This is a genomic window from Nakamurella sp., from assembly GCF_044224575.1.
GTDB lineage: Bacteria > Actinomycetota > Actinomycetes > Mycobacteriales > Nakamurellaceae > Nakamurella.
Genome location: NZ_JBGAKE010000023.1, coordinates 67,916 through 90,518, shown reverse-complemented (window position 1 = coordinate 90,518; position 22,603 = coordinate 67,916). Strand labels below are relative to the sequence as shown.

General features: G+C 70.8%; 24 protein-coding genes. 10 read left to right on the top strand and 14 right to left on the bottom strand.

Annotated elements, in window-relative coordinates:
• Nucleotides 1-122: 122 nt before the first annotated feature.
• A complete protein-coding gene (locus ACILSK_RS20915) occupies nucleotides 123-1,034 on the bottom strand; it encodes a hypothetical protein (protein ID WP_395729114.1) in 912 nt (303 codons plus the stop codon).
• 100 nt (nucleotides 1,035-1,134) lie between these two features.
• On the opposite strand from ACILSK_RS20915, the gene ACILSK_RS20910 reads away from it, so the two are divergent.
• Nucleotides 1,135-1,323, top strand: coding sequence for a hypothetical protein (locus ACILSK_RS20910; RefSeq protein WP_395729113.1), 189 nt, complete (start codon nucleotides 1,135-1,137; stop codon nucleotides 1,321-1,323).
• Between the two features lie 55 nt (nucleotides 1,324-1,378).
• On the opposite strand, the gene ACILSK_RS20905 is transcribed toward ACILSK_RS20910, so the two are convergent.
• From ACILSK_RS20905 to ACILSK_RS20880, 6 genes are all read right to left on the bottom strand, one after another.
• Nucleotides 1,379-2,359, bottom strand: coding sequence for a biotin-dependent carboxyltransferase family protein (locus tag ACILSK_RS20905; RefSeq protein WP_395729112.1), 981 nt, complete (start codon nucleotides 2,357-2,359; stop codon nucleotides 1,379-1,381).
• Between the two features lie 49 nt (nucleotides 2,360-2,408).
• On the bottom strand, nucleotides 2,409-3,284 hold the full coding sequence (locus ACILSK_RS20900; protein ID WP_395729111.1) for an allophanate hydrolase subunit 1: 876 nt from the start codon (nucleotides 3,282-3,284) through the stop codon (nucleotides 2,409-2,411).
• Entirely contained in the window at nucleotides 3,281-4,639 is a 1,359-nt protein-coding gene (locus tag ACILSK_RS20895) for an acetyl-CoA carboxylase biotin carboxylase subunit (RefSeq protein WP_395729110.1), read from the bottom strand. Before ACILSK_RS20895 ends, ACILSK_RS20900 begins: the two co-directional genes overlap by 4 nt.
• Nucleotides 4,639-4,878 (bottom strand): acetyl-CoA carboxylase, encoded by a 240-nt coding sequence (locus ACILSK_RS20890; protein ID WP_395729109.1) that lies wholly within the window; start codon nucleotides 4,876-4,878, stop codon nucleotides 4,639-4,641. Before ACILSK_RS20890 ends, ACILSK_RS20895 begins: the two co-directional genes overlap by 1 nt.
• 104 nt (nucleotides 4,879-4,982) lie before the next feature.
• Nucleotides 4,983-6,395, bottom strand: coding sequence for a purine-cytosine permease family protein (locus tag ACILSK_RS20885; RefSeq protein ID WP_395729108.1), 1,413 nt, complete (start codon nucleotides 6,393-6,395; stop codon nucleotides 4,983-4,985).
• A 102-nt stretch (nucleotides 6,396-6,497) separates the two neighbouring features.
• Nucleotides 6,498-7,280, bottom strand: coding sequence for a 5-oxoprolinase subunit PxpA (locus tag ACILSK_RS20880; RefSeq protein WP_395729107.1), 783 nt, complete (start codon nucleotides 7,278-7,280; stop codon nucleotides 6,498-6,500).
• Between the two features lie 98 nt (nucleotides 7,281-7,378).
• Here ACILSK_RS20880 and ACILSK_RS20875 point away from each other — a divergent pair, with 98 nt between their 5' ends.
• Nucleotides 7,379-8,293, top strand: coding sequence for a LysR family transcriptional regulator (locus tag ACILSK_RS20875; RefSeq protein ID WP_395729106.1), 915 nt, complete (start codon nucleotides 7,379-7,381; stop codon nucleotides 8,291-8,293).
• Between the two features lie 162 nt (nucleotides 8,294-8,455).
• Nucleotides 8,456-8,647, top strand: a complete 192-nt coding sequence (gene rpmB, locus ACILSK_RS20870) for a 50S ribosomal protein L28 (protein ID WP_137448485.1) — start codon at nucleotides 8,456-8,458, stop codon at nucleotides 8,645-8,647.
• Nucleotides 8,648-8,761: 114 nt separating this feature from the next.
• Here the strand turns inward: rpmB and ACILSK_RS20865 are convergent, their stop codons facing one another.
• Both ACILSK_RS20865 and gcvT read right to left on the bottom strand, forming a co-directional pair.
• Entirely contained in the window at nucleotides 8,762-9,883 is a 1,122-nt protein-coding gene (locus ACILSK_RS20865; protein ID WP_395729105.1) for a branched-chain amino acid aminotransferase, read from the bottom strand.
• 112 nt (nucleotides 9,884-9,995) lie between these two features.
• A complete protein-coding gene (gene gcvT, locus ACILSK_RS20860) occupies nucleotides 9,996-11,117 on the bottom strand; it encodes a glycine cleavage system aminomethyltransferase GcvT (RefSeq protein WP_395729104.1) in 1,122 nt (373 codons plus the stop codon).
• Nucleotides 11,118-11,188: 71 nt separating this feature from the next.
• Between gcvT and ACILSK_RS20855 the strand changes: the two genes are divergently transcribed.
• A complete protein-coding gene (locus ACILSK_RS20855) occupies nucleotides 11,189-12,697 on the top strand; it encodes a leucyl aminopeptidase (RefSeq protein WP_395729103.1) in 1,509 nt (502 codons plus the stop codon).
• A 28-nt stretch (nucleotides 12,698-12,725) separates the two neighbouring features.
• Here ACILSK_RS20855 and ACILSK_RS20850 read toward each other — a convergent pair whose 3' ends face one another.
• A complete protein-coding gene (locus ACILSK_RS20850; RefSeq protein WP_395729102.1) occupies nucleotides 12,726-13,103 on the bottom strand; it encodes an oxidoreductase in 378 nt (125 codons plus the stop codon).
• A gap of 278 nt (nucleotides 13,104-13,381) precedes the next feature.
• Here ACILSK_RS20850 and lpdA point away from each other — a divergent pair, with 278 nt between their 5' ends.
• The 5 genes from lpdA (at nucleotide 13,382) to ACILSK_RS20825 (ending at nucleotide 18,263) form a co-directional block, all read left to right on the top strand.
• Nucleotides 13,382-14,758 (top strand): dihydrolipoyl dehydrogenase, encoded by a 1,377-nt coding sequence (lpdA, locus tag ACILSK_RS20845; RefSeq protein ID WP_395729101.1) that lies wholly within the window; start codon nucleotides 13,382-13,384, stop codon nucleotides 14,756-14,758.
• Nucleotides 14,759-14,860: 102 nt separating this feature from the next.
• On the top strand, nucleotides 14,861-16,540 hold the full coding sequence (sucB, locus tag ACILSK_RS20840) for a 2-oxoglutarate dehydrogenase, E2 component, dihydrolipoamide succinyltransferase (RefSeq protein WP_395729100.1): 1,680 nt from the start codon (nucleotides 14,861-14,863) through the stop codon (nucleotides 16,538-16,540).
• A 111-nt stretch (nucleotides 16,541-16,651) separates the two neighbouring features.
• The gene (locus ACILSK_RS20835) at nucleotides 16,652-17,533 is read left to right on the top strand and encodes a TIGR01777 family oxidoreductase (protein WP_395729099.1); all 882 of its coding nucleotides are present in this window, start codon (nucleotides 16,652-16,654) and stop codon (nucleotides 17,531-17,533) included.
• Nucleotides 17,534-17,667: 134 nt separating this feature from the next.
• Entirely contained in the window at nucleotides 17,668-17,871 is a 204-nt protein-coding gene (locus ACILSK_RS20830; RefSeq protein ID WP_395729098.1) for a CopG family transcriptional regulator, read from the top strand.
• Nucleotides 17,868-18,263, top strand: a complete 396-nt coding sequence (locus ACILSK_RS20825; RefSeq protein WP_395729097.1) for a type II toxin-antitoxin system death-on-curing family toxin — start codon at nucleotides 17,868-17,870, stop codon at nucleotides 18,261-18,263. The genes ACILSK_RS20830 and ACILSK_RS20825 overlap by 4 nt, the downstream gene beginning before the upstream one ends.
• A gap of 9 nt (nucleotides 18,264-18,272) precedes the next feature.
• Here ACILSK_RS20825 and ACILSK_RS20820 read toward each other — a convergent pair whose 3' ends face one another.
• The 4 genes from ACILSK_RS20820 to recO are packed head-to-tail and all read right to left on the bottom strand — an operon-like array spanning nucleotide 18,273 to nucleotide 21,773.
• Nucleotides 18,273-19,217, bottom strand: a complete 945-nt coding sequence (locus ACILSK_RS20820; protein ID WP_395729096.1) for a TIGR03943 family putative permease subunit — start codon at nucleotides 19,215-19,217, stop codon at nucleotides 18,273-18,275.
• Nucleotides 19,217-20,233, bottom strand: coding sequence for a permease (locus ACILSK_RS20815; protein ID WP_395729095.1), 1,017 nt, complete (start codon nucleotides 20,231-20,233; stop codon nucleotides 19,217-19,219). Before ACILSK_RS20815 ends, ACILSK_RS20820 begins: the two co-directional genes overlap by 1 nt.
• Nucleotides 20,230-21,030 carry an isoprenyl transferase gene (locus ACILSK_RS20810; protein ID WP_395729094.1) on the bottom strand — a complete coding sequence of 267 codons (801 nt, stop codon included), beginning with the start codon at nucleotides 21,028-21,030 and terminating at the stop codon, nucleotides 20,230-20,232. Before ACILSK_RS20810 ends, ACILSK_RS20815 begins: the two co-directional genes overlap by 4 nt.
• Nucleotides 21,027-21,773, bottom strand: a complete 747-nt coding sequence (recO, locus tag ACILSK_RS20805; RefSeq protein WP_395729093.1) for a DNA repair protein RecO — start codon at nucleotides 21,771-21,773, stop codon at nucleotides 21,027-21,029. Before recO ends, ACILSK_RS20810 begins: the two co-directional genes overlap by 4 nt.
• Before the next feature lie 342 nt (nucleotides 21,774-22,115).
• Here recO and ACILSK_RS20800 point away from each other — a divergent pair, with 342 nt between their 5' ends.
• Entirely contained in the window at nucleotides 22,116-22,598 is a 483-nt protein-coding gene (locus tag ACILSK_RS20800) for a GNAT family N-acetyltransferase (RefSeq protein WP_395729092.1), read from the top strand.
• Nucleotides 22,599-22,603: the final 5 nt, after the last annotated feature.

The window sequence follows — 22,603 nt, the reverse complement described above, 5'->3', positions numbered from 1 at the left end:
CGGTCGGCGTTGGTGGTGAGCACGCCGATCGCCACGAAGAGCCCGCCGAACGCCAGCACCAGCACCCCCGCCCAGAGCGGAATCTGCAGACCCCCGATCATCCCGGCACCCTAGCGAATCGATCAGCCGAGCCGGGTGATCGCCAGATCGAACGGCACTCCGCTGGCGTAGAGCTGTTCGATCGCCTCACCGGGCCGGTCGGTGTGCAGGTGCAGCGACGACGACCGATCGGTGGGCCACAGCGCCACCTCCCGGCACAACCGGTTGAGCTCACCGATCAGCGTGGGCAGCGCCTCGTCGGCGACGTGCAGGGTGCAGGTGATCTCGGCGAGGAACGCGGCGCCCCGATTCTCCCCGGGCAGGGCTCCGCAGCTGGCCGGCCGGGCCGGCGGCAGCGGTTCCCGGCACTCCAGTTCCAGGGCCACCAGCACGGTCCCGACGAGGGCCTTGGCCCGGTAGTCGGCGCGTTCGGCCGGATCGTCGGGCAGGCCCACCCGCCAGCCGTCGACCGCGGTGCCGGCGGCGTGGGCGGCGACCCGATGCAGGTCGGCGCCGTCGACGACCACTTCGGCCGCGGTCACGCCGGCGGCGCGGGCCGACTCGGCGGCGGTCGGACCGCCCCGGCCGGCGGACGGCCGGTCGGCGGCCCACCCGGCCAGGGCCGCGGCCGCCGCGTTCAGACCGGCCGCCAGCGCCAGCGCCCCGACCGCCGATGCGCCCGGATCGACGCCGCCGGCCAGGCCACCCAGGTCCACCGCCGGCTCGACCCGGAGCAGCCGGCGGGCTTCGGTGATCCCGGCGGCAAAACCGGTGAGATAGTCGCGCAGCATCAGCGCGGGCGTTTCCGTCAGCGCCAGCACGGGTGCCGGCGCGGGAAGGTCACGGATCGCGCAGCCGATGGCCGTTCCGCCCTCGTCAATGGCGGCGCGCTCCTGGTCGGTGGGTCGCACGTCCCAGAACGCGATCGCCGACAGGTCCTGCCGGCGGAGCCGGTCGAACCAGCGGTGCACCAGGTCGGCATCGAGAACGGCCATGGGCCCATGGTGCCCGACGCGGGTCGCCAGCCGGCTCGCCCACCCCGGCCCGGCCGGACAGCACGCTCGACCGGAGCAATGCCGGGGCGCACACTGGTGTATGGCCACTGTCGCAGTGAACAGGATGTGGGACACCCACCGGCGCCTGCAGCCATGGGTCGTCTACGACTTGGAGCGGGTCGCCTGGATCGTCGAGGCCCGGGCCGGCGACCTGACCGATGCGGAACGGGTCCTGGTCCGGGACGCCGCGGCCCGGCTGGGTCGCGCCGTCGATTCCGACCGCGGGTGACGCGCGACGCCACTGTCGCACGTCACCACGCTCCGCGGCTTGCCCACCCCGGCCGTCACGCGGCGACGGCCGCCCGGACCCGGTCAAGGCGGGCGGCCCGGGACGCCCGGGCGGCGAGTGCCTGTTCCATGGTCACCGCGACGAACCGAACCTTGGTGTTCGGCGGCATCTGCCCGATCAGGTCCAGGTCGGCGCTGATGACGGTGCCGACCATCATGTAGCCGCCGCCGGACACCGCGTCCCGGTGCAGGACGATCGGCTGCTGCCCGGAGGGCACCTGGATCGAGCCGATCGGATAACACGCGTCGACGATGTTCGACGGGTCGTCGCCGGCGCCGAACGGTGGCTCCCGCGGCACGAAGTCCAGTGGAGTCCCGCCCTTGAGCCGGTAGCCGATGCGATCCGCCTCGGACGCCACCAGCCAGGTCTCGGCCAGGAACGTCGCCATCGACTCGGCCTGCACCCGGTAGTCGTAGAGCCCGGGCACCATTCGCAGCTCGTATTCCTTGCCCAGCGGCGCCCGCAGCTCCTCGGGGAGCACGGCCCCCGCCGGCGGGGCCGCGGCGGCCGGATCACCGGTCACCAGGGTGTCGCCGGCCTGCAGGGTCCGGCCCCGGTGGCCGCCGAGGCCGCCCAGGGCGTACGTGGATCTGCTGCCCAGGCGCTCCGGGACGTCGACCCCGCCGACCACGGCCAGGTAGCCGCGGGCACCCTTCGCCGCGAACCCGAACGAGAGCGTCTGTCCCGCTCCGACCGCCAGCACCGTGTTCGTCGGGTGGGCCTGACCATCGATCTTCGGAGCCATCTCCGCACCGGTGACACAGATCCGGGTGGCCCGGTCGAACCGCAGCTCCGGGCCCATCAAAGCGCACTCCAGCGACGCCGCGGTCTCCGGGTTGCCCAGCAGCAGATTGCCGGCCCGGTAGGACATCTGGTCCATCGCCCCCGACGGCGGGATGCCCAGGTGGTAGTAGCCGGACCGGCCGCCGTCCTGGATCGACGTGGCCAGGCCGGGCTTGACGACCTCGATCGACACCGGGCCCACGGTCGGGGCCGGTCGCTCGGAGCGGTCGGAGCGGAAGGCATCAGGCATGGACACGGAGGGCCTCCACCATCGTCGACGGGTAACCGGCGGGGTCGGCCTCGAACTCGCGGAGCGAGAACTCGACCGGCGCGGACCGGAGTTGATAGTCGTTGCGCTCGACCGCCGCCAGGATCTCGTCGTACTCGGCGCGGTCGACGGGGCGGAACTTCACGATGTCGCCGGGCCGGAACAGGATCATGAAATCCGCGAGATAGCTGAGCCGCTGATCCGGGTCGTAGATGGGCACCGGCGTCACCCCGAACATCTGGTAGCCGCCGGCCCCCCGCACCGAGTAGATGCAGCTGAAGCAGCCGCCGTACCCGACGGTCAGCTTGGGGGTGTCGGTCCGCGGCTTGAGGTACTTGGGCACCTGGATCTGCCGGTCCCGCTCGACCATCTGGTACATGAACGGCAGCCCGGCGACGAAGCCGACCATCGACACGAACCAGGGCGTGGCCGCGTGCGCGGCGATGAAACCGGCCACGTCCGGGTACCCGTTGACCCGGGCGGCGTAGGCCAGGTCGGTCGATTCCGGGTCCTGGTGCCGGTCCCGGAACCGTTGCTGCGTCTCGTTGGTCCACGGATCGTCATACAGCACCGGGATTTCCAGGATGCGGGTGGACAGCGTGCCGTGGCCGATGTCCAGCCCGTCCTCGATCCCCTCCAGCGTGGCCCGCAGCTCGCCGACGGGCAGCACGTCCGGGTCGAACCGGACCTGGTAGGACGCGTTGGCCGGGCAGATCTCGGTCACCCCGGCCAGGTTCCGCCCGGCCAGCTCACGGGTGATCATGATGGCCTTGAAGAACGCCTCCAGGGACATGCTTTCGGACAGTTCGACGAACAGGTGCTCGTCGCCGCCCGGCGTGTAGCGGGTCATGCCGGCCCCGCCGCCAGCCAATTCTCGACCCAGGTGGTGTGAAAGTCGTTGTTCACCACTGCTTCCTGGTCCAACAGCGTCGCGAAGAACGGCAGCGTGGTCTTCGGGCCACCCAGTTCGGTTTCGCCCAGGGCGCGGCGCAGGCGGGCCAACGCCGCCGGCCGGTCCGGCGCCCAGACGATGAGCTTGCCGATCATCGAGTCGTAGTACGGCGGGATCGTGTATCCGTCGTAGGCCATGGTGTCGATCCGCACCCCGGGGCCGGCCGGCCAGCGCAGGCCGTCGATGGTGCCGGGCGACGGCAGGAACTTGCGGGCCGGATCCTCGGCATTGATCCGCACCTCGATGGCGTGGCCCCGGCGGGTGATGTCCGATTGGCGCACCGGCAGCGGATCGCCCTGCGCGACGGAGAGCATCAACTGGATCAGGTCGACGCCGCAGATCTCTTCGGTGATCGGATGTTCCACCTGGATACGGGTGTTCATCTCGATGAAGAAGTACTCGCGGGTGGCCGGGTCGTACAAGAATTCGATGGTGCCGGCGCCCCGGTAGCCGACCGACCGGGCGAGCTCGACCGCGGACGCGCACAGGTGGTCACGGGTCGGCTCGTCCAGGATGGCGGCCGGCGCCTCCTCCCAGATCTTCTGCCGGCGGCGCTGCAACGAACAGTCGCGTTCGAAGAAGTGCACGGCATCGGTGCCGTCGCCGACCACCTGCACCTCGATGTGCCGGGCCCGCGGGATGAAACGTTCGAGGTACACCCCGCCGTCGCCGAATGCGGCCTGCGCCTCCTGCTGGGCGGCGGTGATGCCGGCGACCAGCTCGGCGTCGTCGCCGGCGATCCGGATGCCGCGGCCGCCCCCGCCGGCCGCAGCCTTGATCAGCATCGGGTAGCCGATCCGGGCCGCCGCCGCGAGCGCGTCGTCGGTGGTCGCGACCAGGCCGTCGCTGCCCGGGACGACAGGCACACCGGCCGCCTTGGCGGTGGCGATGGCTTGCGCCTTGTGCCCCATCCGGGCGATCGTGTCGGCGTCGGGACCGACCCAGGTCAGCCCGGCCTCGACCACGGCCCGGGCGAAATCGGCGTTCTCCGAGAGGAAGCCGTAGCCGGGGTGGACCGCATCGGCACCGGTCTGTTGCGCCGCGGCCAGCAGGGCGTCCGCGTTGAGGTAACTCTTGCGGGCATGCGCGCCCCCGATGTGCACCGATTCGTCGGCGAGCCGGACGGCCAGCGAACTCTCGTCGGCGTCGCTGTAGACGGCGATCGCGGTGATGCCCATCTCCTTCGCGGCCCGGATCACCCGCACCGCGATCTCGCCGCGGTTGATCACCAGGAGTCGTTTGACGGCCGGCATCAGGACTCCTCGATGACGACGAGCACGTCGTCGACGTCTACGGGATCCTCATTCTGGAAACGGATCTCGACCACGGTCCCGGCCACCTCGGTGGTCACCGGGTTGAACATCTTCATCACCTCGACCAGCCCGACGGTGTCGCCGGCCGCGACCGTCGCCCCGACCTGGACGAACGGATCGCTGGTGGGTGACTCGCGGTGGTAGAAGGTGCCGGGCAGCGGGGACGTGACTTCGTGCATTGTCTGCTCCTGCGGTTCGAAGGGGTGGGACGGAACTCGGATCCGGGGGCGCCGCCGATCGCATCATGTTCGTCGGCGCGGAGCCAGTGGTGGACGAGGATCGGTCAGGGGGTCGGGGCGCGACCCGCCGCACGGGCGGCCGCCGCGGCCGGCCCGGTGGCGTACCACGTCGGCCGGGCGACGCGCAGCATCGCGCCGTAGATCGCCGCCGACAACAGCACCGTGACCACCGGGGCGAAGGCGGCCCCGACCCCGGTCAACGTCATGGTCAGACCGGTGCCGGCGGCGACGAACCAGGCCGTCAGGCCGGCCGGGTTGACGTTGGGCACCTCGTCGAAGTGGTAGTGCACGGCGTCGCCGAACATCCGCCGGTACCCGCCGGACAGTACGTGGGTCAGCGCGATCCCGACCCAGGCGGTGACGAAGATGCCCTGATAGGTCAGCGCGGCCAGGATGTAGCTGAAGACGTCGGTGGCCTGCATCATCACCAGCACCACCGCCCCCACCACGATGGCCCAGATCCACTTGCGCAGATGCACGCCCAGCTTGCCGAAGAACGCCTGCATGTTGACCGTGGCCAGGTAGAAGTTGGCCGTGTTGATCCGGGTCTGGGTGACCCAGATGAACAGCAGGGCCAGCACCCCGCCCAGCACGGTGATCAACTGGTCGACCACCGCCGTCTCGGAGACGGTGGCGACCTCACCGGAGGTGACCAGGAAGATGCCGACCAACCCGTTGGCACCGAAAGTCATCAGGTAGAAGGGGATTCCGAAGTTGAAGCGGGAGTGGTAGCGCACGTCGGTATGGCGCCCGAACCGGGCGTAGTCGACGGTGAACATCATCAGCACCCAGACGCCCATGTAGGCCACGTACGCGCTGAACCAGCCGCCGGCCGGGGCGCCGCCGGGCGGGGTGTAGGTCAACCAGTCGTTGCTGTAGCCGTAGGTGGCCACCGTCGCCACCACGGCCGCGATCAGTCCCAGCACGTAGAACGGCAGCAGCAGGCCGTTGAGCTTGTCCAGGAACTTCTGCACGCTGCCGAACACCATGGGTACCGCCAGCAGCACCACAATGACGCACGCCCAGCCGTAGCTCAGCCCGCCGACCACCTGGCTGGCGGCGACCGCGATCACCGAACCCTCGAACACCGCGTAGTAGATCGCGGTCAGGAAGAAGATCGCGGTGGCCAGCAGCGCGCCGACCCGGCCGAACAGGATCCGGGAGAACAGCGAGACGCTGAGCCCGTTTCCGATCGCCGACCGCGCCAGTACCCCGTTGATCAGTCCGTACGTGACGATGGTCAGCGCCATGGCGATCAGCGTGTCGACGGTGCCGTAGGCCACGGCGAGGGTGGCGGCCAGGAAGATGTAGAACAGCGCGCTGCACACTCCCCACCACGCCATGGTGAGCGATCCCCGGGTCGCCCGGCCGGCGTCCGGGATGGCATGGGTGGCGGAATCGATGCCGTCGTCGGCGGCTTCGGCGGCGGGCTGATCGGTGGTGAAGGAACCCGGCATGGGGTGCTCCTGGCATGAGTCATCGGCCCGACGGTCGATCCGTCGCGGCGGGTGGGCTGCGGGATGAAGCCGGCTGCCGGTAGCGGAAAGCCGGCCGTCCGGTCAGGCGGCGAACGAGTGGACCTGGATGCCGGCGGCGTCCAGCGCCGTCCGGGTGCGGTGCATCAGGTCGTAGGCGCCACGGGTGTCGCTGTGGATGCAGACCGACTCGAACTCGATCGGCACGGTCGAGCCGGTGACGGTGACGACCGTGCCCTGGTGGCAGGCCCGCAGCACCTTGGCCGCGACCTCGTCGGCGTCCAGGGCGCCGACATTGCGGGTGAAGACGATCTGACCGTGGTCGCCGTAGTGCCGATCGGCGTAGAACTCGCGGACGACCGGCTGGCCGCGGTCCCGGGCGACCTGGTCGAGCACCGACCCGCCCATCGCCAGCACCGGCAGCTCCGGGTCGACGATCTGCAGGGCGTCGACCAGCGCGACAGCGAACTCCTCGTCCCGGGCCGCATGCATGTACAGGGCACCGTGCAACTTGAAGTGCTGCAGCTCGACCCGGTGGTACCGGACGAACTCGCGAAGCGCGCCCAACTGGTACAGGGCGTCGTTGACCAGTTCGGCGGCGCCCGCGTCGATGTGCCGGCGGCCGAACCCGACCAGGTCACGGAAGCCCGGGTGCACACCGACGCCCACTGCGTGCTCCTTGGCCAGGCCCACCGTGCGGGCCATGGTGTTGGGGTCGCCGGCGTGGAATCCGGCCGCGACGTTGATCGAACTGACCATCGGAATCATCGCCGCGTCGATGTCGTCGCCGAACATCCAGGCGCCGAAGCCTTCGCTCATGTCGCAGTTGATGTCCACCATGGTCCTGCCCGTACCGGTGCCGTCCATGTCGCACCTCCTTGACCAAAACCTAAAGGGCCCCTCATCGATCGACAAGGTTCATATTCCGATAGCGTGCTATCAACTGAACTGATACCCGCGGGAGGTTGCCTGTGCTCTCCATCCGGCAGCTGCAGTTCTTCGTCGCGGTGGCCGAAGCCGGCCAGATCAGCGCTGCCGCCCGGGACCTGTACGTCTCGCAGTCGGCGGTGACGATGGCCGTGCAGGAGGTCGAGCGAACGCTGCGGCAACCGCTGTTCACCCGGACGTCCCGCGGTGTGACGCTGACCCCGACCGGGATCGAGTTCCTGCCCAGGGCGCGGCGGATCCTGCAACTGGTCGAGGAGGCGACCCTGGTCTCCACCACCGATGCCGAGCTGCGCGGCCGTCTCCGGATCGGCGTCACCTACACGGTCATGGCTTATTTCCTGCCCCACCACATCCAGCGGCTGGCGATCGTGTTCCCCCACCTCGAGTTCGACTGGCGGGAACTGGGGCGACCCGAGACGGAGGCCGCCCTGGTGCAGGGCGACCTGGACTTCGGCTTGCTGCTGACATCGAACCTCCGGCATCCGGAGGTCGCGCACGAGACCCTGGTGCACTCCAAACGGCGGTTGTGGGTGGCGCCCGGGCATCCGCTGGGCGAGGTGGCGGACGCCGGTCTGGCCGACGTCGCCGCCCATCCGTACGTGCAGCTGACGGTGGACGAGACCGAGCGGACCACCCAGCGTTACTGGGGCGCCATCGACCCGACGGTGTTCCTCCGCACCTCGTCCATCGAGGCGGTCCGCAGCATTGTCGCCAACGGCAACGGGGTCACGATTCTGTCCGACATGGTCTACCGACCGTGGTCGCTGGAGGGCAAGCGGGTCGACACTGTCGTGCTGCGCGATCCGATCCCGGATATGCGGATCGGGCTGGCCTGGCGCCGGGGCACCCGGCCGTCGACGGCCATGACGGCCGTGCGGGCGTATTTCGCGGGGCAGTTCGGCCACCCCGAGCCGTCGGGTGCCGGCACCTGAGTCCCGCCCGCGCCGTTGGGTCGGCCGCGGTTTGGCGTCTGCGCCGCGGGTCAGTACCCTGGTGAGGTTGCCCGGCGGCCGCCGGGCCGTTGTTGACTGCTCTGAACGGCCGCTGTAACTCCGGTCTGGCCGCTCGCTCGAAATGTGACAGGGGTGTTCGGCGTGGCTGCCGTGTGTGACGTGTGTGGCAAGGGTCCAGGATTCGGCATGAGCGTGTCCCACTCGCACCGGCGGACCAACCGCCGGTGGGATCCGAACATTCAGCCGGTGCGGGCGCAGGTCGCGCCGGGCACCGTGCGCAAGTTGAACGTGTGCACCTCGTGCATCAAGGCGGGCAAGGTCGTCCGGGGCTGACCCCGGGGCGGCCTGCTCCCGAACGCAAGAACGGCGCCGATCGACTCTGATCGGCGCCGTTTTTGCTGTCTCTGGAGGAGCTCGTTCCCGTCCCGCCGGGTTCGGTCCGCCGGGTCAGCCCAGCTTGGTCAGCCACCCGTGGGTGTCCGCGATCCGGCCGTACTGCAGATCGGTCAGCCGCTTGCGCAACTCCATGGTGATCGGGCCCGGCTGGCCCCCGTTGATGTCGAAGCCGCCGTCGGCGTGCAGCACCGAGCCGACCGGCGTGATCACGGCGGCCGTGCCGCAGGCGAACACCTCGGTCAGCTCGCCGCTCTCCACCTTCTTGGCCCACTCGTCGGTGGAGATCCGCCGTTCGGACGCGGTGTAGCCCAACTCGCGGGCCATCTCCAGCAGGGAGTCGCGGGTGATGCCGGGCAGCAGCGAACCCGACAGCTCGGGGGTGACCAGCTCCGCCGCGGGCCCCGAGCCCATGACGAAGAACAGGTTCATCCCGCCCATCTCCTCGACCCAGCGGCGCTCGACGGCATCGAGCCAGACCACCTGGTCGCAGCCCTTCTCCGCGGCCTGCGCCTGGGCGGCCAGGGACGCGGCGTAGTTGCCGCCGAACTTCGCCGCGCCGGTGCCGCCGGGCGCCGCCCGGACATACTCGGTGGACCACCACACGCTGACCGGCGCCACCCCGCGCGGGAAGTAGGGCCCGGCCGGCGAGGCGATGATGCAGAACAGGTAGCTGGCCGACGGCCGTACGCCCAGGCCGACCTCGGTGGCGATGACGAACGGCCGCACGTAGAGCGACGACTCGCCGCCGGATGGCACCCAGGAGCCGTCGACGGCGAGCAGCTCCCGGATCGCGGCCAGGAACAGCTCCTCCGGCATCTGCGGGATCGCCAGCCGGTCGGCCGACCGGTTGAACCGGGCCGCGTTCGCCTCGGGCCGGAACGCCGCAAGCGACCCGTCCGCCTGGGCGAAGACCTTCAACCCCTCGAAGATCTCCTGGCCGTAGTGCAGCACCATGGTCGCCGGGTCCAGCGAGAACGGCCCGTACGGCACCACCCGCGGGTCGTGCCAGCCCTGGCCGTCGTCGTAGTCGATGAGCACCATGTGGTCGGTGAAGTAGCGACCGAAGCCGGGCGCCGCGTGGATCTCGTCCCGCCGGCTGACGCTGACGGGCGAAGGATGCAGTTCGCGCCGGAACGTCGGGACCGCGTTCGCTCCGGCGGTGGAGGTCGTCATGGATCAACGATATCGCAATTAGTAGGACGTCCGAGTATCTGCCACCGCGGCCGCAGGAAATCAGGCCAGTTCTACCGGATCGGCCTGGTCGCCGCACCCGGAGCCCGGCACCTCAGCGCACGTGGGAGGGCACGAACGGCGGCTTGGCCACCCGGACCCGCAGCTGGCGGCCGCGGACGTCGACGGCGAGCTCGTCGCCCTCCACCACCCCGGCCACCGTGTCGATGAGGGCGAGCGCGATGCCCGCCCCGAGCGTCGGCGAGAAGGTCCCTGACGTGGTCTCGCCGATCTTGGTACCGGCCGGGTCGACCACCGCCAGGTGCCCGCGCAGCACCCCGCGGTCCAGTGCGAGCAGCCCCCAGGATGCGCGGTGCGGACCGTTCTCCCGCTCGGTCAGCAGCACGTCCCGACCGAAGAAGCTGGTCTTGCGCCAGCCGACCGCCCAACCGACCCGGGCCTGCACCGGCGTGATCTGCGGTCCCAGGTCCTGGCCGTGCAGGGCGTAGCCCATCTCGGTGCGCAGCGTGTCCCGGGCGCCGAGTCCGGCCGGTCGCCCGCCGCGCAGGCCGGCCTCGTGCACCACGGCGTCCCACACCTGCTCGGCGGCGCCCCACCCGGGCACCAGTTCGTAGCCGTGCTCGCCGGTGTACCCGGTGCGGCAGACCCGGACCGGCAGGCCGTCGAGGTCACCGTCCCGCCAGGACATGTAGTCCAGGTCGGAGGGCAGCCCGACCGCGTCCAGAACCTCGGCCGAGGCCGGCCCCTGCACCGCCAGCACCGCGAAATCGGTGTGCCGGTCCACGATCTCGATGCCGTCCGGGGCGGCGGCGGCGAGTGCGGCGACCACCGCGGCGGTGTTCGCCGCGTTCGGGATCAGGAACACCTCGTCCGGCGAGACCAGGTAGGCGATCAGGTCGTCCAGGACGCCGCCGTCGCCGGTGCAGCACAGCGTGTACTGGGCCTGACCGGGCTTGATCCGGTTCAGATCGTTGCTCAGGCAATCGTTGAGGAATGCCGCCGCCCCCGGCCCGGTGACGCTCGCCTTGCCCAGGTGGGAGACGTCAAACACGCCGACCGCGGTGCGCACCGCGGTGTGCTCGGCGACCACGCCCGCGCCTGCGTAGGAGATCGGCATGTCCCATCCGCCGAACGCGCCCATCGTCGCGCCGAGCGAACGGTGCCGGGCGTCGAGCGGGGACAGCTTGAGGGGGGCGTCATCGTCATGCTGGACCATGCCGCCGACCGTAACGTGCGTCACCACCGGCCCGCACCGGCGGCGTCCGGACGCCCGACTACGGTCGGGGCATGACGCGCCTGAGCCTGACCACCGCCGACCCGCTGACCGTCAAGGCCGACGCCCTGGTGGTCGCTGCGTACCAGGGCGCCAATGGCCCGGTCGCCGCCGACGAACGATTCGCCGCCCTGGTCGACGCCGCGGCGCTGGCCGGCGCCGCCGGCAAGCCCGGATCGGTGACGACCATCCCGGCCGCCGGGGCGGTCGCCGCGGATCGGGTGGTCGTGGTCGGTGTCGGCGCGGCGGCCGACGACCGGTCGCCGGCCGAGTCGGACGACCTGGCCGATCGGGTGCGCCGGGCGGCCGGCGCGGCGTCCCGGGCGGTCGCGGGCCACACCAAGGTGGTCTCCACCCTTTCGCTGCTGGACGCGGCCGCCGCCGCCGAGGGTCATCTGCTGGGCGCCTACGTCTTCGATGCGTACAAGAAGCCGGGATCGGCCCCGGTGGACGCCGTCGTGCTGACCGTCCCGTCGGCGAACAAGGCGGCCAAGCAGATCCTGGAGCGGGCGACCGTCGCCGCCGAGTCCGTCGCCTTCGCCCGCGACCTGGTCAACGCGGCCCCCAACGACCTGTACCCGGCCGAGTTCGCCGCCCGGGCGTCGGCGGCCGCGAACAAGGCCGGGCTGACCGTCGAGGTGCTGGACGAGAAGGCGCTGGCCAAGGGTGGTTACGGCGGGATCCTGGGCGTCGGCGCCGGCTCCTCCCGGCCGCCGCGGCTGGTCCGGATCGCCTACACCCCCGCCAAGCCGGTCACCACCGTCGCGCTGGTCGGCAAGGGCATCACCTTCGACACCGGCGGCATCTCGATCAAGCCCGGACCCAAGATGGATCAGATGACCAGCGACATGGCCGGGGCGGCCGCGGTCGTCGCCACCGTGCTGGGCGTCGCCCGGCTCGGTCTACCGGTCACCGTCATCGCCTACGCGGCGCTGGCCGAGAACATGCCGTCCGGCACCGCCTACCGGCCCGGCGACGTCCTGCGCCACTACGGCGGCGCGCCCGCCGGCCGGGGCAAGGCAGCCGCGCAGGGGAAGACGGTGCATGTGCTGAACACCGACGCCGAGGGCCGGTTGGTGCTGGCCGATGCGATCGTCCGGGCGTGCGAGGACAACCCGGAGTACCTGCTGGAGACGTCCACGCTGACCGGCGCGCAGGTCGTCGCGCTGGGCAAGCGAACCATGGGCGTGATGGGCGACCCGGGGCTGCGCGACCGGGTCGCCGAGCTGGCTCGATCGGTCGGCGAGGGCGGGTGGGCGATGCCGCTGCCCGAGCACCTGCGGGAGGGTCTGGACTCGCCCCTGGCCGATCTGCAGAACATCTCCGGTGAACCGGCCGGCGGCATGCTGGTGGCCGGGCACTACCTCGCCGAATTCGTCGCCGACGGCGTGCAGTGGGCGCACCTGGACGTGGCCGGGCCCGCCTTCAACGACGGGAAGGCGTACGGCTACACCGCCCCGGGCGGCACCGGGGTTCCGGTGCGGACGCTGCTGGCCACGATCGCGGACCTCGCCGGCCGTTGAGCCGCTGAGCGCCCGCGGGTCGGCCGGGTCAGTGCTGGTCGTCGAGCGCCGCGCGCTGGGCACGCTCGCGCAGGATGGTCTGCCGGCGCGAATAGTCCCGCATGCGCTGCGGGTACCCGACGATCATCGCGTCGTAGATCGGCAGCTCGTGGGCGTGCGCGAACTTCTGCGCGGCCTTGGGCGAGGAGATGCGGCGGCGGGTGAACTCGCCGTCGTGCGCCACCAGCACGACGCTGGTGCCGGTGACCGCGGTCTTGGGCTCCACGTACACCTCGACCCCGCGCCGGCGGGACGCCCACTCGGCCAGATCGTCGGCGACCTTGCCGCGCGCGCCCTTGCCGGAGCCGCCCGACGGACCGGACGAACCCGATCGGCTCGATCGGTGCAGCCAGGAGAACATTCCCATGCGGTCAATCATCCCTGTCCGATCGAGGGCCGCGGACCGCCGGGGCGACGACATCCCGCTCGTCCGTGTTCCCGATCACCGGCAATCGGTTGACAGGGCGCCGAATGTGCGGGGATGCCAAGATGGACACCGCGCCGACTGGGGAGCACCGGCCAACGGCCCACCCGACCATGCCGCCGGAATCGCGACCACGCGTCGAGCGTTGCCGTGAGTGGTAATGAGATTCAAATTCAGTGCGGTTCGGCCAGCGGCTGAACTGGGAAGAGGAGCGCGTAGCGATGACCGACACCAACGTCGACCTGGTCGTCCTGGGCGGAGGTTCCGGCGGATACGCCGCCGCCCTCCGGGCCGCAGAACTCGGCATGTCGGTGGCCCTGATCGAGAAGGAGAAGCTCGGCGGCACCTGTCTGCACTGGGGCTGCGTCCCGGCCAAGACGCTGCTGCACGCCGCCGAGGTCGCCGACGAGGCCCGTGAGGGTGCCTCCATCGGAGTGAAGTCGACCTTCGACGGAATCGACACCGCCGCCCTGCTCAAGTACAAGGACGGCATCATCACCCGGCTGTACAAGGGTCTGCAGGGTCTGATCAAGTCCCGCGGCATCCAGGTGGTCGAGGGCGTCGGCACGTTCGTCGGCCCGAACACCGTGGTCGTCGGGAACGACCGGTACATCGGCAAGGACGTCATCCTGGCCACCGGCTCGTACTCGCGGTCGCTGCCCGGCCTGGAGATCGAGGGTCGGGTCATCACCTCCACCCAGGCGCTGAGCCTGGAGTGGGTGCCGGAGACCGCCATCGTGCTCGGTGGCGGCGTCATCGGCGTCGAGTTCGCCTCGACCTGGGCCTCCTTCGGCACCGACGTGACGATCGTCGAGGCGCTGCCGACATTGGTTCCGCTGGAGGATCCGTGGGCCGCCAAGCTGGTCGAACGGGCCTTCCGCAAGCGCAAGATCGGCTTCAAGACCGGCGTCCGGTTCAAGAGCGTGACCCAGGACGACTCCGGCGTCACCGTCCTGCTCGAGGACGGCACCGAACTCAAGGCCGACCTGCTGCTCGTCGCCGTCGGCCGCGGGCCGGCGACCGCGGGCTGCGGGTACGAGGAAGCCGGCATCACCATGGACCGCGGCTTCGTCATCACCGACGAGCGGCTGCACACCAACCTGCCGCACGTCTACGCCGTCGGCGACATCGTGCCCGGCCTGCAGTTGGCCCACCGCGGCTTCCAGCAGGGCATCTTCGTCGCCGAGGAGATCGCCGGCCTGAACCCGGTCGTCATCCCCGACGAGAAGATCCCGAAGATCACCTACTGCGACCCCAACGTCGCCTCCGTCGGGGTCACCGAGGCCGTCGCCCAGGAGCGGTACGGCAAGGACAAGGTCGAGTCCTACGTCTACGACCTGGGCGGCAACGGCAAGTCGCAGATCCTCAAGACCGCCGGCGGCATCAAGGTCGTCCGGGTCAAGGAGGGTCCGATCGTCGGGGTGCACATGGTCGGCGCCCGGATCGGCGAGCTGATCGGCGAGGCCCAGCTGGTCGTCGGCTGGGAGGCGCATCCCGAGGACGTCGCCCCGATGGTTCACGGCCACCCCTCGCAGTACGAGGCCTTCGGCGAGGCGATGCTGGCGATGGCCGGCAAGCCCCTGCACGTGCACGACTGACCCGCTTCCCGGTCGCCGCCGCGGTAGGCGGTGCGGCGACCGGGAGTCGATCGCCAGCAGATCTTCCGCAGACCCGGTCACCCAGCAAGGAGAGCAACACCCATGTCCCACTCCGTCCAGATGCCCGCGCTCGGGGAGAGCGTCACCGAGGGCACCGTCACCCGATGGCTCAAGAACGTGGGCGATCAGGTCGAGGTCGACGAGCAGATCCCTGCGCCGTACGGCGGCGTGCTGGAGAAGATCCTGGTCGGCGAGGACGAGACCGCCGCCGTCGGCGCCGACCTGGCGATCATCGGCGACGGCTCCGGAGCCGCCGCCGCGCCCGCCAGTGCACCCGCAGCGGAGCCCGAGGCGGCGCCCGCCGCCGCGGCGGCCCCGGCCGAGGCTCCGTCCACCGAGACCGAGGTCCCGGCCGAGAAGCCGAAGGCCGCGACCGGTGGGGCCGCCTCCGGCACCTCGGTCAAGCTGCCCGAGATGGGCGAGTCGGTGACCGAGGGCACCGTCACCCGGTGGCTCAAGGCCGTCGGCGACGAGGTCGCGGTGGACGAGCCGCTGGTCGAGGTGTCCACCGACAAGGTCGACACCGAGGTGCCGTCGCCGGTCGCCGGCACCCTGCTGGAGATCAGCGTCGGCGAGGACGAGACCATCGAGGTCGGCGGCCAGCTGGGCATCATCGGGGACGCCGCCGCGGCGCCCGCGCCGGCACCGAAGGCCGAGGCCCCCAAGGCCGAAGCGCCGAAGGAAGCCCCGAAGCCCGCCGCCGCTGCCCCGGCTCCGGCCAAGCCCGTCTCGGCGCTGCCGCCGGAGCGGGTGCCGGAGGGCACCTACGTCACCCCGGTGATCCGCAAGCTCGCCGCCGATGCCGGCGTCGACCTGGCGTCGGTCAAGGGCACCGGAGTCGGCGGTCGGATCCGTCGCGAGGACGTGGTCGCGGCGGCCGAGGCGGCCAAGGCCGCGGCGGCCGCACCGGCGCCGGCGGCTGCGCCTGCTGCCGCCGCTCCCGCCGCCGCCCCGGCGGCCGGGTCCAGCGTGCCCAAGCCGGACGCGAAGGCCAGCGCGCTGATCGGGACCACGGTGAAGCTGCCGCGGATCCGCCAGTCCATCGCCAAGAACATGAAGCACGGCCTGGACACTGCCGCTCAGCTGACCACGGTGTTCGAGGTCGACTGCACCCGGATCGCCGCACTCCGGGCCAAGGCCAAGGGCTCGTTCGCCGCCCGCGAGGGCGTCAACCTGTCCTTCCTGCCGTTCTTCGTCAAGTCGGCGCTGGAGGCCCTCAAGGCCTACCCGGTGATCAACTCGACGCTGTCGGAGGACCTGAAGGAGATCACCTACCACGGCTCGGTCAACCTGGGCATCGCGGTCGACACCCCGCGCGGCCTGATCGTGCCGGTGATCAAGGGCGCGGACGACCTGAACATCGCCGGGTTGGCCCGCAAGATCGGCGAGCTGGCGGGCAAGACCAGGGACAACAAGGTCGGCCCGGACGAGCTGTCCGGCGGCACGTTCACCATCACCAACACCGGGTCGGTGGGCGCGCTGTTCGACACCCCGATCTTCGTGCCGCCGCAGTCGGCGATCCTGGGCACCGGCGCGATCGTCAAGCGGCCGGTGGTCGCCAAGGACGCCGACGGCAACGAGGTCATCGCGATTCGCTCGATGTGCTACCTGGCGCTGTCCTACGACCACCGCAACATCGACGGCGCCGACGCCTCCCGCTTCCTGGCCGCGGTCAAGAAGCGGATCGAGGCCGGGGAGTTCGAGGGCGACCTCGGTCTGTAACGTCCCAGCCTGTAACGTGCGCACGCGGGCGGCCTGCCTCCAGCGGGCCGCCCGCGGCCGTATTCAGACGGCCAGCGCAGGACAGGTTCAACGCGTGGAGGTTCGCACAGCGTGAAGGTCGTTGCCGCCGGGGTGAGCGGGTTTCTGGGACGCGGGTTGACCCAGGCCCTGACTACCGCCGGTCATCAGGTCATCCGGTTGGTCCGCTCGGAGCCGACCGGGCCCGATGAGAGCCTGTGGAACCCGCATTCGGGCGATCTGGACAGCTCCGTCTTCGACGGAGCGGACGCCGTGGTGAACCTGTGCGGTGCCCCGACCGCGTTCCACCGCTGGACCCGGGAGTACAAGCACCAGCTGCTGTCCTCCCGGGTGAACCCGACCCGGACGCTGGCGGCCGAGTGCGCCCGGCTCGGCGTCCCGGTCCTGCTCAACGCCTCCGCGGTCGGCTACTACGGGGCCTGCGGCACCGAGATCGTCACCGAGAACGCCCCGCCGGGCGACTCCTTCCTGGCCCAGCTCTGCGTGCAGTGGGAGGACGCCACCGCCCCGGCCCGCGAGGCCGACGTGCGGGTCGTCCTGCTGCGGACCGGCCTGGTCCTGGGCATGGACGGCGACCTGCTCAAGCTCACCTCGCTACTCACCCGGCTATGGGCGGGCGGCCGGCTGGGCTCGGGCGACCAGTACTACCCGTGGATCTCCGTCACCGACCACCTGGCCGCGATGCAGTTCCTGCTGACCAACCCCGTGCACGGACCGGCCAACCTCACCGCGCCCTATCCGGTCACCAACGCCGAGTACACCAAGGAGCTGGGCAAACAGCTGCACCGGCCGACACCGTGGATCGTGCCGGAGTTCGCGCTGCGGATCGCGCTGGGCGAGTTTGCCGACGAACTGGTCGACGGGCGCCGGGCGGTGCCGGCGGTGCTGCACGAGGCCGGCTTCGAGTTCGCGCACCGGACCCTGCCCGAGGCGCTGGCCGCCGAGCTGCGGTAGGACCGCGCGGAACGATCCGGCTCCTCCGTCGCCGAATTGTCGGCGCCCGGTCCTGCAGCGATTCGATGGCGGCCTCGCAGGCTCGGCCGACTGGACTCGTCGCGGGCGTGGTATCACGTTGATACCATCGGTGCATGGCCATGACACTTCGGCTCGATGAGGCAACCGCGGACGCCCTCCGCGATCAGGCGCAGTCCGACGGTCGGTCGGTGCACCAGACCGTGCTGATTGCGATCGACGAATACTTGGCGCGGCACCGGCGCAGCCGGCAGATCGATGCACTGGCGCGGGAAGCGGCGTCGGACTACCCGGATGTCCTCCGGCGCCTGGGCGAGTGACCCGCTTCCTGTCCGCCGAGGACGCCTTGGCGATCGCGCGCATCGCGGTCGGCGGCGACCCCGGCGTCCGCGACCTCGGCCTGCTCGATTCGGCCTGCCATCGACCGTCCAGCACTGTCTTCGGCGAAGACGCCTACTCCTCACTCACGCTGAAGGCGGCGGCGCTGCTGCACTCGCTGACGGCGAACCATCCGTTTGTCGACGGCAACAAGCGGACGGCCTGGCTGGCGACGGTGGTGTTCCTCCGCGACAACGGCGCGACAGTCACCGCCCCCGATGCCTACGACGGCGACGTCACCGATCTCGTCCTGGCCATTGCCGCAGGTGAGTTGCGGGACGTCAACGATATCGCCGAGCGGTTGGGCACCATGGTGCAGCAGCCCGGGGACTAGCGCCGCACGTCAGTGCTCGTACGGGTCGTCCGGCTGGTCAATCGTCTGCATCGACTGGACGGTCACCGACGGGACATAGCCGTTGTCCAGGGTGCCGGTGTTCGGCACGTTCACCACCACGGCCTGCACCCACGTGTTCGACGGCATGGGCATGTCGCCGTCGACGTGCAGCTGCAGCGGGTTCGCGTCGGCCGCGCAGCAGCTGATCGCCATCCGGGCGATGGTGTACCCGGAGTCGAAGCCGTCCCCGGCGGGGGCGAGAAAGCCGGTGACGGTCACCGGGGTGCCGCTGTCCAGCGAGCGGTCGGCGTCGTACAGGGAGCGCAGCACGAAATCCTTCATGGTCAGCTGCGGGTCGGTGCCGGACAGCGGATCGAAGTGCATCGTGCGCCGGCCGCCGCTGGAGTCGTAGACCGATCCGCTGCCGTCGTTGAACGCGTAACCCCCACTGACCCCGGTGGTGCCGTCCTTGCCGCCGACGTCGGTCTGCGCGGGCGCCGCCGGGGCACTCGCGGCCGCGACGTCGTACCCGGCCAGCCCCTGCGATCCGGCGTTCCGGGCGACCGCGTCCGCGCCCAGCGCGGGCGGCGCAACCAGTAGCAGCACCAGGACCGGGGCCAGGATCAACCAGGACGCCTTGGACGTCGAGTGGTCGTGGCCGTGCGCATCGTGACCCTCGGCGCCGGGTTCGTCCTGCTTGCCGGCCTTCATGTCCGCGCGGACCGCGAGAACCAGGGAGACGATGCCGACGACGACCAGAATCGCCCCGGCGATCAGCAGCAACCACTTGAAGCCGGGCCGGACGTACGAGGTGAAACGCCCGGAGACGGTGATCGAGATCAGCAGCCCGCCGAGCAGGGTGACGATGATCGACTGCGTCTCGACGCCCATGCCGCCGAGACGGAACCGTCGGCGCCCGGACCCGGTGCGGGGCTGCTCATCGGTTCCGAGCATCACTGCCACCCCCAGAAGATCAGGCCGACGGTGGTGCCGACCAATACGGCCACGCCGAACGTCAGCGGGGCGAACCGGACGGCGAACTTGCGGCCGAAGATGCCGGCCTGCATGGCGAAGAGCTTGACGTCCACCGCGGGCCCGACGGTCAGGAAGACCAGTTTGCCGACCATCGGGATGGTCGAGAAGGAGGCGGCGACGAACGCGTCCGCCTCGGAGCACAGGGCCAGGATGAACGCCAGGCCGGCCATCAGCAGCACCGAGAACAGCAGGGAGGCGCCGATGCCCTCCATGACGTGGGCCGGCACGATGGTCTTGAACGTGGCCGCGGCCGCGGCGCCGATCACCAGGAAGCCGGCGGCCTGGGTGAAGTCGCCCAGGATGGTGGACAGGAACACCCGCCACCCGGACTGTCCGGGCTCGGTCCGGGCCGGGTTCTTCGGCCGCATCCATTCGGGACGGCCGATCCGCTCCCACAGCCAGCCGACGATGAGCGCGGTGAGCAGGCCGGAGAGCAGCCGCGCCCAGACCATCGCCGGGTAGCCGGTGAACGCGACCGCGGTGGCGACCAGCACGATCGGGTTGATCGCCGGCGCGGACAGCATGAACGCCAGCGAGGCCGACGGGCGGACGCCGCGGTCGATGAGCCGATTGGAGATGGGCACCGAGCCGCATTCGCAACCGGGCAGGGCGGCCCCGCAGACGGTGGCGACCGGGACGGCCAGCAGCGGCTTGTCCGGCAGCACCTTGCTGAACCAGGCGGCCGGCACGAACGCGGCGATCGCGCCGGAGACGACGACCCCCAGGACCAGGAACGGCGTCGCCTGCACGCAGATGGCGATGAACACCGTCGCCCAGCTCTGCAGCGCCGGTTCGCCCAGCAGCGACTCCAGCGGGCCGCGGAACAGGATCGCCAGCAGCAGGATCGCGCCGAACAGCTCCAGCGAACCGGGCCGGTAGCGCTGTCGAGCCGGCGGGACGACCGGATCGGCCACCTGGGTCTTGCCTGCGGTCACGCTGTCCCCCCATCCGGGTTCGTCTCGATCACTGCGCCGAACCGCCGCTGACGCGACGCGTACTCCACGCACGCCCGCCACAGATCCCGGCGATCGAAGTCGGGGAACAGCGTGTCCTGGAACACCAGCTCGGCGTAGGCGGACTGCCAGATCAAGAAGTTGCTGGTGCGCAGCTCCCCCGACGGTCGCAGGAACATGTCCACGTCGGGCATGTCCGGCTCATCCAGGTACCGCGCCAGCATCCGCTCGTCCACCTTTGCCGGGTCCAGCCGACCGGCCGCGACCTGCTCGGCGATGGCCCGCGCGGCGTCCGCGATTTCCGCGCGGCCGCCGTAGTTCACACACATCGTCAGGGTCAGGACGCGGTTGTTCGCGGTGAGTTGCTCCGCGATCTCCAACTCCTTGATCACGCTGCGCCACAGTCGCGGCCGGCGGCCGGCCCAGCGGACCCGTACGCCCAACGCGTGCATGTCGTCCCGGCGGCGGCGGATGACGTCCCGGTTGAAGCCCATCAGGAAGCGCACCTCATCCGGCGAGCGCTTCCAGTTCTCCGTGGAGAACGCGTACGCCGACAGGTGGGTGACACCGATCTCGATCGCACCCTCGACCACGTCGAACAGCGCCGCCTCGCCCCGCTTGTGACCTTCGGTCCGCGGCAGACCGCGCTCTTTGGCCCACCGACCGTTGCCGTCCATCACCAGCGCGACGTGCTGGGGCACCGCGCCGGCGGGCAGCACCGGCGGCCGCGCACCGCTGGGGTGCGGAGTGGGGGGTCGGGGCGACGTCGAACGGATCATGCCCGGACCTCGCGGTCGACCATCGGCAGCGAGCGCAGGCCCCGTTCCAGATGCCACTGCAGCAACGCGGCGACCAGGCCGGACGCCTCCCGCCGGTGGCTCGATTCGGAGGCATCGGCGACGGTCCACGCGCCTTCGGTCAACGCACACATCAGGTCGATGGTGGCCGGCGCCGGCCGGACCACCCCGGACGAGCTGAGCCGGCAGTCGGCACACAGCGCCCCACCGGAGGCCACGTGAAAGGCGCCGTGCGGGCCGGGGCGACCACACCGGGCGCACTCCCGCAGCGCCGGCGCCCAGCCGGCGAGCACCATCGCCCGGAGCAGGAATGCGTCCAGGACGAGCGTCGGCACCCGGGTCGGCTCGGTCAACGCCCGCAACGCCGACACCGCCAGCAGATACAACCGCAGGGCCGGCTCCCGCTCCTCGGCGGCCAGCCGCTCGGCGGTCTCGGCGATCGCGGTGGCGCAGGTGTATCGGGGGTAGTCGGCGGCCAGCGTCGCGCCGAACGGGTCGAGGGTCTCGGCCTGGGTGACGATGTCGAGGTTCCGGCCGGCGTACAACTGCAGGTCGACGTGACTGAACGGCTCCAGCCGGGCGCCGAACTTGCTGCGGGTCCGACGCACGCCCTTGGCGACCGCCCGCACCTTGCCCGTCCGCCGGGTGAGCAGAGTGACGATGCGGTCCGCCTCGCCGAGTTTGGTCACCCGCAGCACTACGGCGGAGTCACGGTAGACGGGCACCTGGCCATGGTGCCACCCATATCCGGCCAGGTGCGGCAAGCTCGCGTGTGGGGCTCCGGTCGACCTTTCGCAGTGTTCACGAGCGCTTCACCCGGCACGCCCGCCCGGCGGCCTGGCGCGGACGGACGGCGATCCGGGGTGCACTAACCTGAGGATGGTCGGTTGACGACCGCATCGACATGCATCTGCCCGACGACGACTTCGGTCCCCCGCGTGACCGACGTGAACTTGCTGCCCGAAAGGTGGATCCATGAGGGAGGCTTGCCGACCGAATCAACGGCACCGCACGGTCGCACCCGCGCGGGGTGCCGATCCAGCGGGGCACTCCGTGGGAGCGGTGGCATGACCCCCACGCCCACGGTCCGCCCGGCGCTGCCGGACGACGCGGACGCGTTCGCCGCCTGCCACCTGGCGTGCTGGGAAGAGGCGTACGGCACCCTGTGGGGAGCGGACCGGTTCGAGGGCATGGACGTCGCCCGGCTCGGGGCGCGCCGACGCAAGGAGATCGAATCCGGGGTCGCCGACCACTACCTGGTGGAGTCGGACGGCGAGGTCATCGGCATCGCGATCGCCGGTCCCACCCGCGACGATGACCCGCAGACCGAGCGCGAGCTCTACGCGATCTACGTCCGGGAGGCCCATCAGGGCACCGGCCTGGCGGACGCGCTGCTGGCCGCGGCGATCGCCGACGGCCCGGCAACGTTGTGGACCTACCGGGACAATCCCCGGGCGGCGGCGTTCTACGTCCACCACGACTTCATCCCCAACGGTGCCGAACGCACGGACTCCGAGGGCATTCTGGAGATCCGGATGGTCCGCCGCTGACCGTC